Origin of the sequence: Bifidobacterium sp. wkB338, from assembly GCF_003688325.1 — a bacterium.
Classification (GTDB): domain Bacteria; phylum Actinomycetota; class Actinomycetes; order Actinomycetales; family Bifidobacteriaceae; genus Bombiscardovia; species Bombiscardovia polysaccharolytica.
In genome coordinates this window covers 1-15,775 of sequence record NZ_NPOR01000045.1, presented here as the reverse complement: position 1 = coordinate 15,775, position 15,775 = coordinate 1, and the positions used below count along the sequence as shown (strand labels likewise).

The window sequence follows — 15,775 nt, the reverse complement described above, 5'->3', positions numbered from 1 at the left end:
TTGGGCAGTTCTTCTACCGTCCCTGCTTAATCCCATGGGCGTTTACCTCATGCGTATCTACTGCATGGAGTCATTGCCGGACGAAATGATCGAAGCCGCCAGAGTTGATGGTGCAGGAGAGTTGCGCACTTTCTTCCAAGTTTCCTTGCCTATTATGACGCCAGCAATTACAACAGTATTTTTATTGTCAGTTGTTGGTTGCTGGAACAACTTTTTCCTGCCTCAGGTGGTATTGACCAATCCACGGCTATTCCCGATCACTGTCGGCCTAACGCAGTGGCAAGTAAAGTCTCAAGCAGGTGCTGCCAGTGAGCAGGTCTGGAATTTAGTCACTTCTGGTGCTTTCGTGTCTATTATTCCTATGGTGTTGGCATTTCTTTTCCTTCAGCGTTATTGGGTGGGCGGTTTGTCTGCCGGTTCTGTCAAGTCTTAAGAGACCTAGCGTAACGCGCTGATGATTATTGGCGGGTCTGTCCTGAAGGGTGGACCCGCTTGCTGTGTTTGAAATTTTGTACTTTTTATGTGACGCGTTTGGAGCTACAGAGGGCCCCGTCTTATATAGTTTTCATGTATAGGCTACGAGCTGAAAGTACTCGATGAAAGTAATGGGGGAGAGGCATGGAGAGACGTGTGACCATCAAAGATGTAGCGAAACACGCCGGGGTCTCATTTAAAACGGTTTCGAATGTACTCAATGGCACTGGCAGGATGCGTGAGGAAACCCGAAAGCGTGTAAACAATTCGATCAGGGAGCTAGGGTATACAGTGAATCTTTCTGCTCGTTCTCTTAAAAAGGGTAAGACCAAACTCATTGGTTTAGGCATTCCTGATTTCTCGCAGCCATTCGTTTCTTATTTTGCGGACAAGGTTATTACCGTAGCTCGGAGTCATGGATACGGCACTATAATCAGCACCTATGGTCCGGGTAAGGGCGGCTTTTCAACAATCATGAATGACCTTTCCCGTCTAGCAGCAGATGGTTGGATTTTATTCGCTGATCAACCTTTGGAAAATGAAGGGGCTATACTTAAGCAGCCATTCCCGGTGGTGCTGACTGGAGACTATTTAGCGTACGACAAGGCAGATTTAGTAACGATGCCCAATGTAGAATCTGTCAGATATGTGACGCAGCGTCTTATAGATAGTGGTTGTCGTTCTATTGCGCTTTTTGACGCACCTGTTGGTTACAAGAGTCGTGAGCTTATTTTGTCAGCACATGAAGGAACTCAGCAACTACGTAGCAAGGGTTTCATTCAAGCCATGGACAGCCGTGGACTGCGGGTGGATTGGAATCTTATGTTTGCTCATGATTGGAGCATACCGGAGGATGGTTTAGCAAGGGTGCAGCATATAATTGACCAAGGTTCTTATCCGGATGCGATTATTTGTTTGACCGATGATATAGCTCTGGGAATTCTGCATGGTTTGCAACTGCATGGTATACGGGTACCGGGCGACGTACAGGTAATCGGTTTTGACAATGTACCTGGGGCTCAACTGTCCATGCCGACGCTGACTACTGTCGACCCTTATGTGGACGATTATGCCAATAAAGCCATTGAGATGCTCATAGAGCGTATTGAAGGTTACGATGGGCCGGTTCGTACTCTTACAACCAATTTCACTCTAGTAGAACGGGAGTCCACTCGTCTATGTTGAGTTGCTGTTCTAAAATTAATTAGCGAGTTAATTTCATAAACCACAAGGTTTTGTCGCTGATTCCGCAAGTTCATTAACTTTCCATGATCCCAGTGGGAATTGTCGCCGCTGTTCTTGTCAAAATTCGTGTTCAGTACTTCATGCTGCAGATATTGCTGAGGCTTAGGCCTTCCTGCATGTTGAGCATCAGGGTTTAGCTTCACAGCAGGCTCAGCGCGATGTCAAACTATTTCAAGAAGTAAATATTTCTTTCCTCGATAGCATGCGCACCCGCAATTGAAAAGAAACTTCCCGTTGTCGGTTTGATGGAAATTACTTTTCCTGTATACAGGCACGTTCTTTTAATTGTTGTCAATCTATTAAATGGTTAAAGGTCAGCTGTGTCTCAAGTTAATGCGGCAATTTGTATCAAATGTAGTATCCGTAAATAAGTACTTCAAGTTTTATCCTGTGCTCTTATTAATTGTAGTGATAAGAGCAATTATTGATTAGGTTAATTTTAATTTTTTTATTTATGTCTTATTTTGACAAGTCGTCGGACCGCTCCTGCTCCTGCCTGTTCATGAGGCCAACCTACCGTCGACAAACGACAGGTAAGGCAGCGTCGGTCGGCACCGTCGGGCAGAATACGGCGGTTGCATGAGGCAGAATCGGATGGCGAAGGGCGGTGTGACCATGGAGGGTGCGGATACGGCCTTGGCGGAGATTGAGCCAATCCGCTTGCGGCTGTTCGATTGGTGGAGCCGGTACGCCCGCGATCTCCCTTGGCGCTTTTGGCGAACTACGCCCTGGGGGGTCCTGGTCTCCGAGGTCATGAGCCAGCAGACCCAGATGAGCCGGGTGGTGCCCTACTGGACGGCCTGGATGAAGGTCTGGCCGGATGCTGCGTCCCTTGCTGCCGCACCCAAGGCCGAGGTCATCACGGCCTGGGGCCGGTTGGGTTACCCGCGCCGAGCCCTGCGCCTGCAGGAGTGCGCGCAGCAGGTGGCTGGCCAGTATGCAGACCGGCTGCCCCGGGATTACGGCCAGCTGGTGGCTCTGCCTGGCATCGGAGACTACACGGCCAGCGCTGTCATGAGCTTTGCCTACGGCGAGAGGATCGCCGTCATCGACACCAATATCCGCAGGGTGCTTTCCAGGGTCTTTCTGGGGCGTGAATCCACTGGGGGCGCTGCCAGTCGAGAGGAGCGCCAGCTGGCCTGGCAGATCCTGCCCGAGGACGAGGTGCAGGAGAGTTTTGGTGCCGAAGACGGCGGGGCGCACGATGTCGGTGCCGAGGACAGCGGTGGCCAGGAGGATAGTGGCCTTTTGGGATTGGCTGATCCGCAGATCCGGTCGGCAGCCTGGGGGGAGCCCCCCTCGGCCCGATGGAACCAGGCCGTCATGGAACTGGGTGCCACAGTCTGCGTCGCCCGGAAGCCGGCCTGCGATATCTGCCCTCTGGCCGGCTACTGCCGTTTCCTCAAGGCTGGGCTGCCCGGTCTGGGCGCAGGCAGGACCAGACCTCGGCAGCGCTTTGCGGGCACTGATCGGCAGATTCGCGGATCAATCCTCCAGGCACTGCGGCAGGCTTCCGGCGCACCCGTCTCCAGACAGGATCTGAAACACCTGTGCGACGACGAAATCCGACTTGATCGGTGCATCGCATCCCTGGACGAGGACGGCCTTCTTGAGATTGGCCAGGACGGCCGCCTAAGCTTGCCGCAGTGAAGGCCGCCCTAGCGATTAGACTGGAGAAGTATGGCCAAGCGACGCATGAGCGAGAAGAAGCGGCGGATGTACCGTCGCCGGAGGATCGCGGCCGCCCTGCTGGCGGTGCTCTTCCTGCTGGTCTGTGCTGGCCTGGTCTGGGGCGTGGGGGCAGGAATCAGAGCCCTGCGCGGAGGCGATGGGGGCCAGGGTGCCTCGACCAGCGCCCAGCAGTCCGCAAAGACCAAATCCAAAGACAAGGACAAGCAGGGCAAAGATCAGAAGAAGGATGCTGGCAAGAAGCGTTCCTCAGGAGCTCCTGACTGTAACAAGGGGGATCTGGCGCTGGAGCTGGCTGCGCCCGATCCCAGCACTGACGTAGGCGGGTCTATCGACTTTACGGCGACCATTCGTCACAAGGGAACAGGCTCATGCTTGGTGGACGGCTCCGACGGCGGCCGCGTGCTGGTCATCACCAGCGGTCAGGATACTGTCTGGCGCTCCGATGCCTGCCCGGTGGGGGCTCGTACGCTGCTCATGGCCACGGGCGACAAGGATGTGCAGACCATCACCTGGCATGCCGACAGGAGCCAGGAGAGTTGCCAGCCCGACGAGAAGCTGCCACTGGTCGACGCCGGTTCCTACAAGGCCAAGTTGGTGCTCAAAGCCGATTCCAACGTGGTCTCCCAGCCGGTGCCGGTCATGATCCAATAGCAGCTTTTCCAAGACGACACGCCGATTGCGTCCATGGTTCTTGTCTGCTATAGTTTTGACTTTGCATGAGGTATGTCATATAGCGGGCATGCATCATCGAGGAGGTGCCCGCGAATAGGCATATGGCGGCCGTTCGGCATCTCCCTGGGTAACAGGAATGATCGAGTACGGCGAGCGATAAGGAACGTCCATTTTGGCTGCCAATAAAGCTGTAAGTAGTACCACCGCCACGCAGGCACGCGCTGACGAACACGACATCAAACTGCACAAGGCCACCGATCGTGTCAATTTCGGATCCATCCGCGAACCCATCGAGGTACCCTACCTCCTGGGCGTGCAGACCGATAGCTTCGACTGGCTGGTTGGCAACGACCGCTGGAAGAAGCGGGTCGAAGAGGATCAGGTCAATGGGACACACACCGTGGCTCCCGTCTCCGGCCTGGATGAGGTCTTCCAGGAGATCTCTCCCATTGAGAACTTCGCACAGACCATGAGTCTGACCTTCTCGGATCCCTACTTCGAGGAGCCTCGGCACACGGTCCAGGAGTGCAAGGAGAAGGACTACACCTACTCCGCCCCCCTGTATGTGAACGCCGAGTTCGAAAACGGGGACACCGGCGAGATCAAGTCGCAGACCGTCTTCATGGGCGACTTCCCGCTGCAGACCCCCCACGGAACCTTCATCATCGGCGGCTCGGAGCGCGTCATCGTCTCCCAGCTGGTCCGCTCTCCCGGCGTATACTTCGATCGCACCCAGGACCGCAACTCCGACAAGGAGATTTTCGGGGCCAAGATCATCCCCAGCAGGGGCGCCTGGCTGGAGTTCGAGATCGACAAGCGAGATGTGCTGGGCGTGCGTGTGGACCGCAAGCGCAAGCAGTCCGCCATCGTCTTCCTCATGGCCATCGGCATGACCAAGCCGCAGATCCGCAAGGCCTTCAAGGGCTATCCGCTGGTGCTGGACGCCCTGGAGAAGGAGACCATCGAGACCCAGGACGAGGCTCTGACCGACCTCTACAGGAAGATCAGGCCTGCGGACACCGCCTCGCCCGAGGCTGGCCGCAACCTGCTGGATTCCTTCTACTTCAACACCAAGCGCTACGACCTGGCCCGGGTCGGCCGGTACAAGATCAACCGCAAGCTGGGGCTTGAGGCCGACTTCAACGACCGCAGCCTGCATCCCGAGGACATCATCGCCACCCTGAAGTACCTGGTGACCCTGCATGCCGGCGGGCAGACCTTCCCCGGCCGCCGCGACGGCCAGGATATCGAGTTGCGGGTGGACGTGGACGACATCGACCACTTCGGCAACCGCCGCATCCGCCAGGTGGGCGAGCTGATCCAGAACCAGCTGCGCACCGGCCTGAGCCGTATGGAGCGTGTGGTCCGCGAGAGGATGACCACCCAGGATGCGGAGGCCATCACCCCGCAGTCCCTGATCAACATCCGCCCGGTCAACGCCACCATCAAGGAGTTCTTCGGAACCTCCCAGTTGAGCCAGTTCATGGATCAGAACAACCCGCTGGCCGGCGTGACTAACAAGCGTCGTCTCTCGGCCCTGGGCCCCGGCGGCCTGTCCCGCGACCGTGCCTCCATGGAGGTGCGCGATGTGCACCCCTCCCACTACGGACGCATGTGCCCCATCGAGTCCCCTGAAGGCCCCAACATCGGCCTGATCGGCTCCCTGGCAACCTTCGCCCGGGTCAACCCCTTCGGCTTCATCGAGACCCCCTATCGCAAGGTCATTGATGGCCAGGTGACCGACGACGTGGTCTACATGACCGCCGACCAGGAGTCCGAGCACACCATCGCCCAGGCCAACCAGGAGATCGACGAGACCGGACACTTCGTCGAGGACGAGGCCCTGGTGCGTGACGCCGAGGCCGAGGCCAAGGATGTGCCTGTCTCCCAGGTGGACCTGATGGATGTCTCCCCCCGGCAGATGGTTTCGGTGGGCGCCTCCCTGATCCCATTCCTGGAGCATGACGAGGGCCACCGAGCGCTGATGGGCACCAACATGCAGCGTCAGGCCGTCCCCCTGGTCAAGTCCGAGCGGCCCCTGGTGGGCACCGGCTCCGAGTGGCGTTCCGCCATCGACTCAGGCGATGTCATCCTGGCCGAGAAGCCGGGCGTGGTCACCTACGTATCCGCCGACATCATCCGCGTCATGAATGACGACGGCACCCAGTCCTCCTACAAGCTGGCCAAGTTCCAGCGGTCCAACCAGACCACTTGCTACAACCAGGTCCCCCTGATCAAGGACGGGGAGCGGGTCGAGGCCGGCACGGTCCTGGCTGACGGCCCCGCCACCGAGAAGGGCGAGATGGCCCTGGGCAAGAATGTTCTGGTGGCCTTCATGCCTTGGAACGGCTACAACTACGAGGATGCCGTCATCATCTCCCAGCGGCTGGTCCAGGACGACACCCTGAGCTCCATCCACATCGAGGAGTACGAGACCGACGCCCGCGAGACCAAGCTGGGCGCCGAGGAGATCACCCGGGACCTGCCCAACGTGGGCGAGGATGCGGTGGCCAACCTGGACGAGCGCGGCATCATCCGCATCGGTGCCGAGGTCGAGGCCGGGGACATCCTGGTCGGCAAGGTCACCCCCAAGGGCGAGACCGAGCTGACCCCCGAGGAGCGGCTCCTGCGGGCCATCTTCGGCGAGAAGAGCCGCGAGGTGCGCGACACCAGCCTGCGGGTGCCCCACGGCGAGACCGGCACGGTCATCGAGGTCAAGGAGGTCACCCGCGAGGATGCCGAGGAGGACGGCGACGAGCTGCCCAACGGCGTCAACCGGATGATTCGGGTCTACATCGCCCAGCACCGCAAGATCACCCAGGGCGACAAGCTCTCGGGCCGTCACGGCAACAAGGGCGTCATCTCGAGGATCCTGCCCGAGGAGGATATGCCCTTCATGGCCGATGGCACCCCCATCGACATCATGCTCAACCCGCTGGGCGTGCCCTCCCGTATGAACCTGGGCCAGGTCCTGGAGCTCCACCTGGGGTGGATCGCCCACTCCGGCTGGGACATCAGCCTGGATCCCGACCTGGAGGCCGAGTGGAAGAAGCACATCCCGGCAGGTGCCGAGAAGGCCGAGCCCGGTACTGCTGTGGCCACCCCGGTCTTCGACGGCGTGCGTGAGGATGCACTGAACGGCCTGCTCAAGACCACCCTGCCCAACCGTGACGGCGAGCGCCTGGTGGGCGACGACGGCAAGGCTGTGCTCTACGACGGCCGCACCGGAGAGCCCTTCACCAAGCCGATCTCCGTGGGCTACATGTACATGCTCAAGCTCCACCACCTGGTGGATGACAAGATTCACGCCCGGTCTACCGGTCCCTACTCGATGATCACCCAGCAGCCCCTGGGCGGCAAGGCCCAGTTCGGCGGCCAGCGCTTCGGCGAGATGGAGGTCTGGGCCCTGGAGGCCTACGGCGCCGCCTACACCCTGCACGAGATGATGACCACCAAGTCCGACGACGTGGACGGCCGCGTCCGGGCCTATGGAGCCATCGTGCGCGGGGAGAACCTGCCGGCGGCCGGCATCCCCGAATCCTTCAAGGTGCTGCTCAAGGAGATGCAGTCGCTCTCCTTGAATGTGGAGGTGCTCAACGCGGAAGGCAACGTGATCGAGATGAAGGACGAGGACGACGACCCCAGCGCCGCCTCCGACGACCTGGGCTTCAACATCGGCGCCCGTCCGGACGCCGCCGCCAAGGCCGACCAGTCCGCTCCAGAACCGGAGTACCGCTGAACCACCAATCACAGGGATGTCCGCCTGAAGGGCATCCCGCCAAGAGGCAAACTTCAGAGCAGTTACAAGATCAGAGACAGGACACAGAGTGCTGGACGTCAATGCATTTGACAAACTGAGAATCGGACTGGCCACGGCCGACGACATCCGCGGCTGGAGCTATGGCGAGGTCAAGAAGCCAGAAACCATCAACTACCGTACCTTGAAGCCTGAGAAGGACGGCCTGTTCGGCGAGCAGATCTTCGGACCAACCCGCGACTGGGAGTGCGCCTGCGGCAAGTACAAGCGCGTGCGCTTCAAGGGGATCGTCTGCGAGCGCTGCGGCGTGGAGGTCACCCGCTCCCGCGTCCGCCGCGAGCGTATGGGCCATATCGAGTTGGCCGCCCCCGTCACCCACATCTGGTTCTTCAAGGGCGTGCCCTCCAGGCTGGGATACCTGCTGGACATCGCGCCCAAGGACCTGGAGAAGGTCATCTACTTCGCGGCCTACATGGTCACCAAGGTGGACGAGGAGCAGCGTCACAAGGACCTGCCCGACCTGCAGGACGAGTTCGACAATGAAATCTCCCAGCTGGAGAAGAAGCGCGACCTGGAGATCGACAAGCGCGCCAAGAAGCTGGAAGAGGACCTGGCCGAGCTGGAGAAGACCGACGAGGTCAAGGGTTCCATGAAGGCCCGTCTGCGCAACGGGGCCGAGCGGGACATGACCGCCATCCGCAAGCGCTATGACGACCAGATCCAGCGGATCACCGCCGTCTTCGACCGCTTCAAGACACTGAAGCCCGGCGACATGGAGGGCGACGTCGATCTGTGGCGGGAGATGCAGGACCGCTACGGTGACTACTTCGAGGGTTGCATGGGCGCCGAGGCCATCAAGAAGCGTCTGCAGGACTTCGACTTGGAGGGTGCCGCCAAGGAGCTCCGTCACGAGATCGACACCGGCTCCGGCCAGCGCAAGGCCCGTGCCCTGAAGCGGCTCAAAGTGGTCTCCGCCTTCCTGAACACCGGCAACAAGCCCGAGGCCATGGTTCTGGATGTCGTACCGGTCATCCCGCCCGATCTGCGCCCCATGGTGCAGCTGGACGGCGGCCGCTTCGCCACCTCCGACCTGAACGATCTATACCGGCGCGTCATCAACCGCAACAACAGGCTCAAGCGCCTGATCGAGCTGGGCGCCCCCGAGATCATGCTCAACAACGAGAAGCGCATGCTCCAGGAGGCTGTGGATTCCCTCTTCGACAACGGCCGTCGTGGCCGTCCCGTCACCGGAGCCTCCAACCGCCCCCTGAAGTCCCTGGCAGACATGCTCAAGGGCAAGCAGGGACGCTTCCGCCAGAACCTGCTGGGCAAGCGTGTGGACTACTCCGGCCGTTCCGTGATTGTGGTCGGGCCCTCCCTGCGCATGCACCAGTGCGGCCTGCCCAAGCCCATGGCCCTGGAGCTCTTCAAGCCCTTCGTCATCAAGCGGCTGGTGGACCTCAACTACGCGCAGAACATGAAGAGTGCCAAGCGCCTGGTCGACCGTGGAGATCCCGAGGTCTGGGGCGTGCTGGAGGAGGTCATCTCCGAGCATCCCGTCCTGCTCAATCGTGCGCCTACGCTGCACCGTCTGGGCATTCAGGCCTTCGAACCCATCCTGGTCGAAGGCAAGGCCATCCACCTGCCCCCGCTGGCCTGCGCGGCCTTCAACGCCGACTTCGACGGCGACCAGATGGCAGTCCACCTGCCCCTGTCGGCCGAGGCCCAGGCCGAGGCCCGTTCGCTCATGCTGGCCTCCGACAACATCCTCAAGCCCGCTGACGGCCATACGGTCACCATGCCCTCCCAGGACATGATTCTGGGTCTGTACTATCTGACCACCGTGGTTGACGGCGCCAAGGGCCAAGGCCGGATCTTCTCCAGCCTGGCCGAGGCCCGGATGGCCCTGGACCTGGGCGAGATCGACATGCAGGCCAAGATCCTGCTGCGGGTCCCTGCCGACTTCGTCATGCCAAGGAACTGGGAGCCCGGCGACCTCAAGGTCGTCGACCCCGAGCCTGGTAGCCCAGATGTGGTCAAGGAAGAGGTCTTCAAGGACGGCTCCCGTCTGTTCGCTACCAACTACGGACGGGTCCTGTTCAACCGGACGCTCCCTGTGGACTACCCCTTCATCAACGAGCAGGTGCCCAAGGGCAAGCTGTCCGGCATCGTGGACGACATCGCCACCAGGTACTCGACCGCGCAGGTGGCGGCCACCCTGGATGCCCTGAAGGATCTGGGCTTCACCCGGGCCCAGTGGTCCGGCGTGACCATGGCCTTCTCCGACATCGTGGTGCCGCCCGAGCGCAGCGAGATCGTCAACGAGTACCAGGGGCAGGCCGCCAAGGTCAATTCCCAGTACGACATGGGTCTGCTGACCGATGAGGAGCGCCGTCAGGAGCTGATCAACCTGTGGACCGAGTGCACCGACAAGGTGGCTGACGCCATGCAGCAGCACTTCACTCCGGACAACAACGTGAACATCATGGTCCAGTCCGGGGCGCGAGGCAACTGGATGCAGATCCGCCAGATCGCCGGTATGCGAGGCCTGGTGGCCAACCCCAAGGGCGAGATCATTCCTCGACCGGTCAAGTCCAACTACCACGACGGCCTGTCAGTGCTGGAGTACTTCATCTCCCAGCACGGCGCCCGCAAGGGTCTGGCCGACACCGCACTGCGTACCGCCGAGTCGGGCTACCTGACCCGTCGTCTGGTCGACGTCTCCCAGGACGTGATTGTGCGCGAGGAGGACTGCGGCACCATGCGCGGTCTGACCATGAAGGTGGCCGAGCGCGACGAGCAGGGCAACCTGGTCCTGGTCAAGGCCGCCGACGGCGGACCCTACTCCAGGCTCCTGGCCGCCGATGTCATCGACCCCAAGGACGGCAAGACCGTGCTCTACAAGCGCGGCGACGCCCTGTCCATGGACGTGCTGCGTGACATGGTCGCCCATGGTGTGGAGGAGGTCAAGGCCCGCTCGGTCCTGACCTGCGAGTCCACCCGCGGGGTGTGCGCCAAGTGCTACGGCTGGTCCCTGGCCACCAACAAGCTGGTGGATGTGGGCGAGGCCGTGGGTATTGTGGCCGCTCAGTCCATCGGCGAGCCCGGCACCCAGCTGACGCTGCGTTCCTTCCACTCCGGCGGCGTGGCTTCGGCTTCCGACATCACCCAGGGTCTTCCCCGTGTCACCGAGCTCTTCGAGGCCCGTACCCCCAAGGGCGAGGCTCCTATCGCGGAGTTCCCCGGCACCGTCAAGGTGGAGGACACCGACCGCGGCCGTCAGGTGACCCTGACCCCGGACGACACCTCTGTGGAGGCGCTGACCTACCCGGTCACCCGTCGTGCGCCCATGATGGTCAAGGACGGACAGCACGTCGAGGCTGGCACCCAGCTGATCGAGGGCTCCGTGGATCCCAAGAAGATCCTGCGCATCCTCGGCCCGCGTGCCGCCCAGGTGAACATCGTCAACGAGGTGCACACGGTCTACCGCTCCCAGGGCGTGGACATCCACGACAAGCACATCGAGGTCATCGTCCACCAGATGCTCCGCCGCGTGACGGTCATCGACTCGGGCGACACCGACCTGCTGCCCGGCGAGCTGGTCGATCAGGCCAAGTTCAAGGCCGCCAACATGAAGGCCGTCAAGGCCGGAGGCAAGCCCGCCGCGGGACGTCCTGAGCTCATGGGCATCACCAAGGCCTCCCTGGCCACCGACTCCTGGCTGTCGGCCGCCTCCTTCCAGGAGACGACCCGCGTGCTCACCGAGGCCGCCCTGAACCAGAAGGTCGACGACCTGAAGGGCCTCAAGGAGAACGTGATCATCGGCAAGCTGATCCCGGCCGGCACCGGCCTGGCCAGGTACCGCAACGCCACCGTGGAGCCCGACAAGGCCATCCGCGACACCATCTACCCCAACTTCGGCCTGGGTGGCGGCGACGTGGACCTGAGCGACGCCGACCTGAACGATGTGGACTTCTCCAACATCGACTTCGGGGATCTGAAGCTGGGCGACGACTTCAACCCGGACGACTTCCTCAACGACCAGGGCGGCCAGAGCCATCTGGACACCCCCAACGTGCAGGATCCGTCAGCTGAGTCCGGCGATCAGACGGCTGCCACAGGCACGGGATCCTCGGATGCCGCCGATGGCAGTGACTCCGATCAGAAGCCATCCCAGCAGCCTGGTTCGGCCACCTTCTCCTCTTCGGAGGATCAGCACTCCAACCAGTGAGTGCCTGCACGGCCAGTAGCCGCAGATCCGCTTGTGCCGGATGATCCGGCCTCGTGGATTCGGCTGCAGGATATGTGATAAAGGATGAGGGCCCGTACGATCATAGCGATCGCACGGGCCCTCATCTTGTTTTCCTCGCGGTCAAGATTGCAGACAGACAGTGACGACGATGGCTGTAGATGACGGCTATTTGGTGACTAAATCTCAGCAGGAAGGAAATGTCATGGTGGGTCCCATCATGTAGGCAGGTCGGCGTAGCCGGGTTTTGATGCCTAGTAGGAGCAGGATCGGGAGGGCGGGTAGCCAGACCGGCATGGTCCAGAGTGTCGCTTTGGTTATCAGGGGTCCGTACTGCTTCCAGAAGGAGGGTGGAGACTGCGGGGATGCTTCTTGCCCGCCGACGGTGGTTCTGCCTTGGGTGGTGTGGTCGTCGTGGGGAGGGTCGGCCAGCGGGGGTGGTGGCTGGCGGACCAGGGTGCGTGGGTCGGGTGGTGTGGGGTAGAAGGGGATCCATCCGAGTCCCTTCAGATTGACCTCCACCCAGGCCTGGGCATCACGTCCCGTCAAGTCGATTCGGATGCTCCCGTCCGCTGACGCCGGACGGCAGGCTGGACCCGTCCGCCTCCTCTGTGGTCACAGAGGAGGTCGTATAATCAGGATAAAGGCGGTATCGGGTGGAAGACGTCGGTGTCTGAGAGCCCTGGTTATTTGAAGCCTTTCTCGCCGTTAGCCGGTTCTTTGGGTTCCGCGCTTGCGCAGGTGTAGGGCGAAGGGTGAGTGGTGGTGATGTCTGTGTCGACCGGTGGGCGCGTTGGTGCCGGCGGGGTGTCGGATGGCGTTGATGATCGGGTTGATGCGTTTGTCCTGTCGTCGATCATGTCGCGTGTGGTGGGGAGCATCCCGCATGCGCGGCCTGGTACCCGTGAGTTCTCCTTGGGCGGGGTCCTGTGGAAGACGGTGCTGTACGCGTTGACCTATGTGGCCGGGTTCGCCTGCGGCTGGTTCCTCCTGTTTGACCAGGACCAGGATTGGGTGCGCATGCGGATAGGCCAAGCTACGTTTCCCGTACTGTTCTCTATTTTTGCTGTGACTATCCTGTTGGGGCGGTATGAGGATGGGAAGGGGCGTCCGGGGCCTTGGTTTGTGGTGTTGTCGCTTCCGTGCGCTCCGGGATTCGGTGTCGTATTTGGGTCTGTCGGTCGTACCTCGGGTGGTGTGTTCCGGTGGGTCCTGGTGTCGGTGGCTGTGTTGGTGGCTGTTGGGGTGTCGGTGTTTCCGGTGGTGATGCGGCTAGTGCGCAACGGGTTTTTGTCGTGGGCGGCGATGGTGGTGTTGTGCGTGGTGCCGTCCTGGATGCTGGCCAAGGCGACGGGGTCTGCTGGCGCGTCCTTGTTCTGGTGCTGCGTGGTGGGCGTCGTCGGCGCCTTGTGGTTCGTGCTGGACATGTGGGCGATCGAGAAGTGCGCGAGCACACATCGTGATGCGGCTTTCGAGTGGCTGGCGGCCTGGGCGCTGGTGTTCGATCTGATCGTGCTGATCGCCTCCCTCCTGGGAGCCTCCAATGATAACGACGATGCCGGCCGATGACGCCGCACGGCGGGCTGCGCCATGGGTGTGTTTGCGTTGATGTCGATATTGGATGTTCCGTTCCGACAATTCGTCGGTACGGGCTTATGAAGAAAGTGAAGGTGAGGATTATGGCCAGTGCCTTGTTATCGAAGAGGCCGCCTCGTGTGGATGTGATGAAAGGGTACGAGCCCATGTACGATGCGACCATGCAGGAGTGCATGCAACGGCCCTTCTACCTGTATGCGAGGGGGAAGGGGCGTTCCTGCCGCAAGGAGATATGGGTTTTCGCCGCGTTCATCTGGGTCTTGGACACCTTCCTGACCCGCTTGTTCTCTTCGGGTCTCTTGGCTGTCGTACCGGGGCTGTTCTCCCTGGCAGTGCTGGTGCCTATGTATGCCCTGATGGTGCGGCGTCTGCATGATCTGGCCCTGTCGGGGTGGTTGGCGCTCGTCCCCTATGTGCTGGAGGTGGTCGGCGTGGGGCTGATTGTCGGTCCGATGGTGTCGGATGCCTTGGAAGGGCTGGACCCGTCCGCCCCTTCGCCTACGGGGATCGTCATCCTCCTTCTGGCTGTGGTAGTCCGGCTGGCCATCATGTGCGTTCCCTCGCGTCGCCGTCATCCAGTTGTCGATAACGGAAGCCTCGGTGCGAGTCAGACTGGCACGGCACAGTATCCAGGGGACCCGAACGGACAGTGACCCTATCCTGTAACAGGAAAGGATGAACCTCGACGATGCGGGATGGGAAGAGGCCTGCATGAACGGCACTGATACAAGACCGGTATCAACGGCTTGGCGAACCAGGCGGTGGATCCGAGGCCTTAAACAGGATGGTGGTGCGTGATGGCTGGTGGTGTTTCCGGTTCCTTGCGGCTTCCTGCAGGGAAGTCCTGGCTGCAGAGTGCGTCTTCAGTCATGTCGCGGGTGGCGGGGTGTGCGCGTCATGCGTCTGCGGGTGAGCGTGCCTTTTCGCGTGCCGGCGTGGTGCGCAAGCTGGCGGTGTACGGGACGGCCTTTCTGGCGGGGTTTGTGCCGGGCTGGGTGTTCCTGTACGGGGATGAGCAGTGGATGCGCGACCGTTTTGTGCAGTTCTGTCTGGCTGGCCTGTTCCCGGTTTTTGTGATGTGGTGGTTTTTGAGCCGGTTCGAGAGCCATGGGGGGCGTCCGGGGTTCTGGTGCCTGGCGCTGACGATGCCGACGATGCCCTGCTGGGGGGTGATGTTCGGCGCGATGACCGGCGAGCGTCCGGGGGTGATGCGTTGGGTGTTGGTGTCGGTGGCTGTGCTGGTGGTGGCCGGGGTGACCTGGTTGCGGTTTGTGTCGGATCGGGTGCATAGCCGTGTGGCGGCCTGGGTGGCTTCGGCTGTGTCGTGTGTGCTGCCGTCGTGGATGCTGTGCCTGTTGTTCGGGGGCTCTCCATTGTCGTGCCTGCCCTGGTGTATGGCGGTGGGCGCGGCAGGTGCCTTGTGGTTTCTGCAGGATCTGTGGGCTATCGATTATTGCGCTGGCGACAATCGCGACGCCTCCTTCGAGTGGCTGGCGGCCTGGGCGCTGATTTTCGACCTGATGACCTTGGTGGCCGCTCTGGCACGCGGCAGCACCGCCGTGCAGGATCAGCAATGAGCTTGCTCCGGCTGTGCCGGTTCTTGGCCGGGTGGGCGAAGTGGCGGATTCGATGCTTTGAGCAGGAGGATGGTGTGTGATGGCTGGTGGTGTTTCTGGTTCCTTGCGGCTTCCTGCAGGGAAGTCCTGGCTGCAGAGCGCGTCTTCAGTCATGTCGCGGGTGGCGGGGTGTGCGCGTCATGCGGCTGTGGGGGAGCGTGTCTTTTCGCGTGCCGGCGTGGTGCGCAAGCTGGCGGTGTACGGGACGGCCTTCCTGGCGGGGTTTGTGCCGGGCTGGGCGTTCCTGTACGACCAGGACGAGCAGTGGGTGCGCGACCGTTGTATACAGTTCGGCCTGGCGGGCTTGTTTTCGGGTTTTGCGATGGCGTGGTTTTTGAGTCGGTTCGAGAGCCGTGGGGGGCGTCCGGGGTTCTGGTGCCTGGCGCTGACGATGCCGCTGATGCCCTGCTGGGGGGTGATGTTCGGCGCGATGACCGGCGAGCGTCCGGGGGTGATGCGTTGGGTGTTGGTGTC

Annotated in this window: 11 protein-coding genes; 10 read left to right on the top strand and 1 reads right to left on the bottom strand. The window is 61.2% G+C overall.

From position 1 onward, the window contains the following. The 6 genes from CI603_RS08445 to CI603_RS08420 form a co-directional block, all read left to right on the top strand. Window positions 1–433 (top strand): carbohydrate ABC transporter permease (locus CI603_RS08445; protein ID WP_147438305.1); only part of this gene is annotated, 433 nt, incomplete at its 5' end. Between the two features lie 197 nt (window positions 434–630). Continuing rightward, the gene (locus CI603_RS08440; RefSeq protein ID WP_259465528.1) at window positions 631–1,659 is read left to right on the top strand and encodes a LacI family DNA-binding transcriptional regulator; all 1,029 of its coding nucleotides are present in this window, start codon (window positions 631–633) and stop codon (window positions 1,657–1,659) included. A 654-nt stretch (window positions 1,660–2,313) separates the two neighbouring features. Then, window positions 2,314–3,369, top strand: coding sequence for an A/G-specific adenine glycosylase (locus CI603_RS08435; RefSeq protein WP_121913782.1), 1,056 nt, complete (start codon window positions 2,314–2,316; stop codon window positions 3,367–3,369). 30 nt (window positions 3,370–3,399) lie between these two features. Then, on the top strand, window positions 3,400–4,062 hold the full coding sequence (locus tag CI603_RS08430) for a hypothetical protein (protein ID WP_121913781.1): 663 nt from the start codon (window positions 3,400–3,402) through the stop codon (window positions 4,060–4,062). A gap of 193 nt (window positions 4,063–4,255) precedes the next feature. Beyond that, the gene (gene rpoB, locus CI603_RS08425; protein ID WP_046322549.1) at window positions 4,256–7,822 is read left to right on the top strand and encodes a DNA-directed RNA polymerase subunit beta; all 3,567 of its coding nucleotides are present in this window, start codon (window positions 4,256–4,258) and stop codon (window positions 7,820–7,822) included. A gap of 88 nt (window positions 7,823–7,910) precedes the next feature. After that, window positions 7,911–12,071 carry a DNA-directed RNA polymerase subunit beta' gene (locus CI603_RS08420; RefSeq protein ID WP_121913780.1) on the top strand — a complete coding sequence of 1,387 codons (4,161 nt, stop codon included), beginning with the start codon at window positions 7,911–7,913 and terminating at the stop codon, window positions 12,069–12,071. A gap of 204 nt (window positions 12,072–12,275) precedes the next feature. Here CI603_RS08420 and CI603_RS08415 read toward each other — a convergent pair whose 3' ends face one another. Then, entirely contained in the window at window positions 12,276–12,638 is a 363-nt protein-coding gene (locus CI603_RS08415; protein ID WP_121913779.1) for a hypothetical protein, read from the bottom strand. Between the two features lie 219 nt (window positions 12,639–12,857). Between CI603_RS08415 and CI603_RS08410 the strand changes: the two genes are divergently transcribed. The 4 genes from CI603_RS08410 to CI603_RS08395 all read left to right on the top strand — a co-directional run. Next, window positions 12,858–13,658 (top strand): hypothetical protein, encoded by an 801-nt coding sequence (locus tag CI603_RS08410; RefSeq protein WP_121913778.1) that lies wholly within the window; start codon window positions 12,858–12,860, stop codon window positions 13,656–13,658. 110 nt (window positions 13,659–13,768) lie between these two features. Further along, window positions 13,769–14,338 (top strand): DUF805 domain-containing protein, encoded by a 570-nt coding sequence (locus CI603_RS08405; RefSeq protein ID WP_183122301.1) that lies wholly within the window; start codon window positions 13,769–13,771, stop codon window positions 14,336–14,338. Window positions 14,339–14,482: 144 nt separating this feature from the next. Beyond that, window positions 14,483–15,262, top strand: a complete 780-nt coding sequence (locus CI603_RS08400) for a hypothetical protein (protein WP_121913776.1) — start codon at window positions 14,483–14,485, stop codon at window positions 15,260–15,262. A gap of 79 nt (window positions 15,263–15,341) precedes the next feature. Next, on the top strand, window positions 15,342–15,775 hold a 434-nt coding region (locus CI603_RS08395; RefSeq protein ID WP_147438304.1), incomplete at its 3' end, for a hypothetical protein.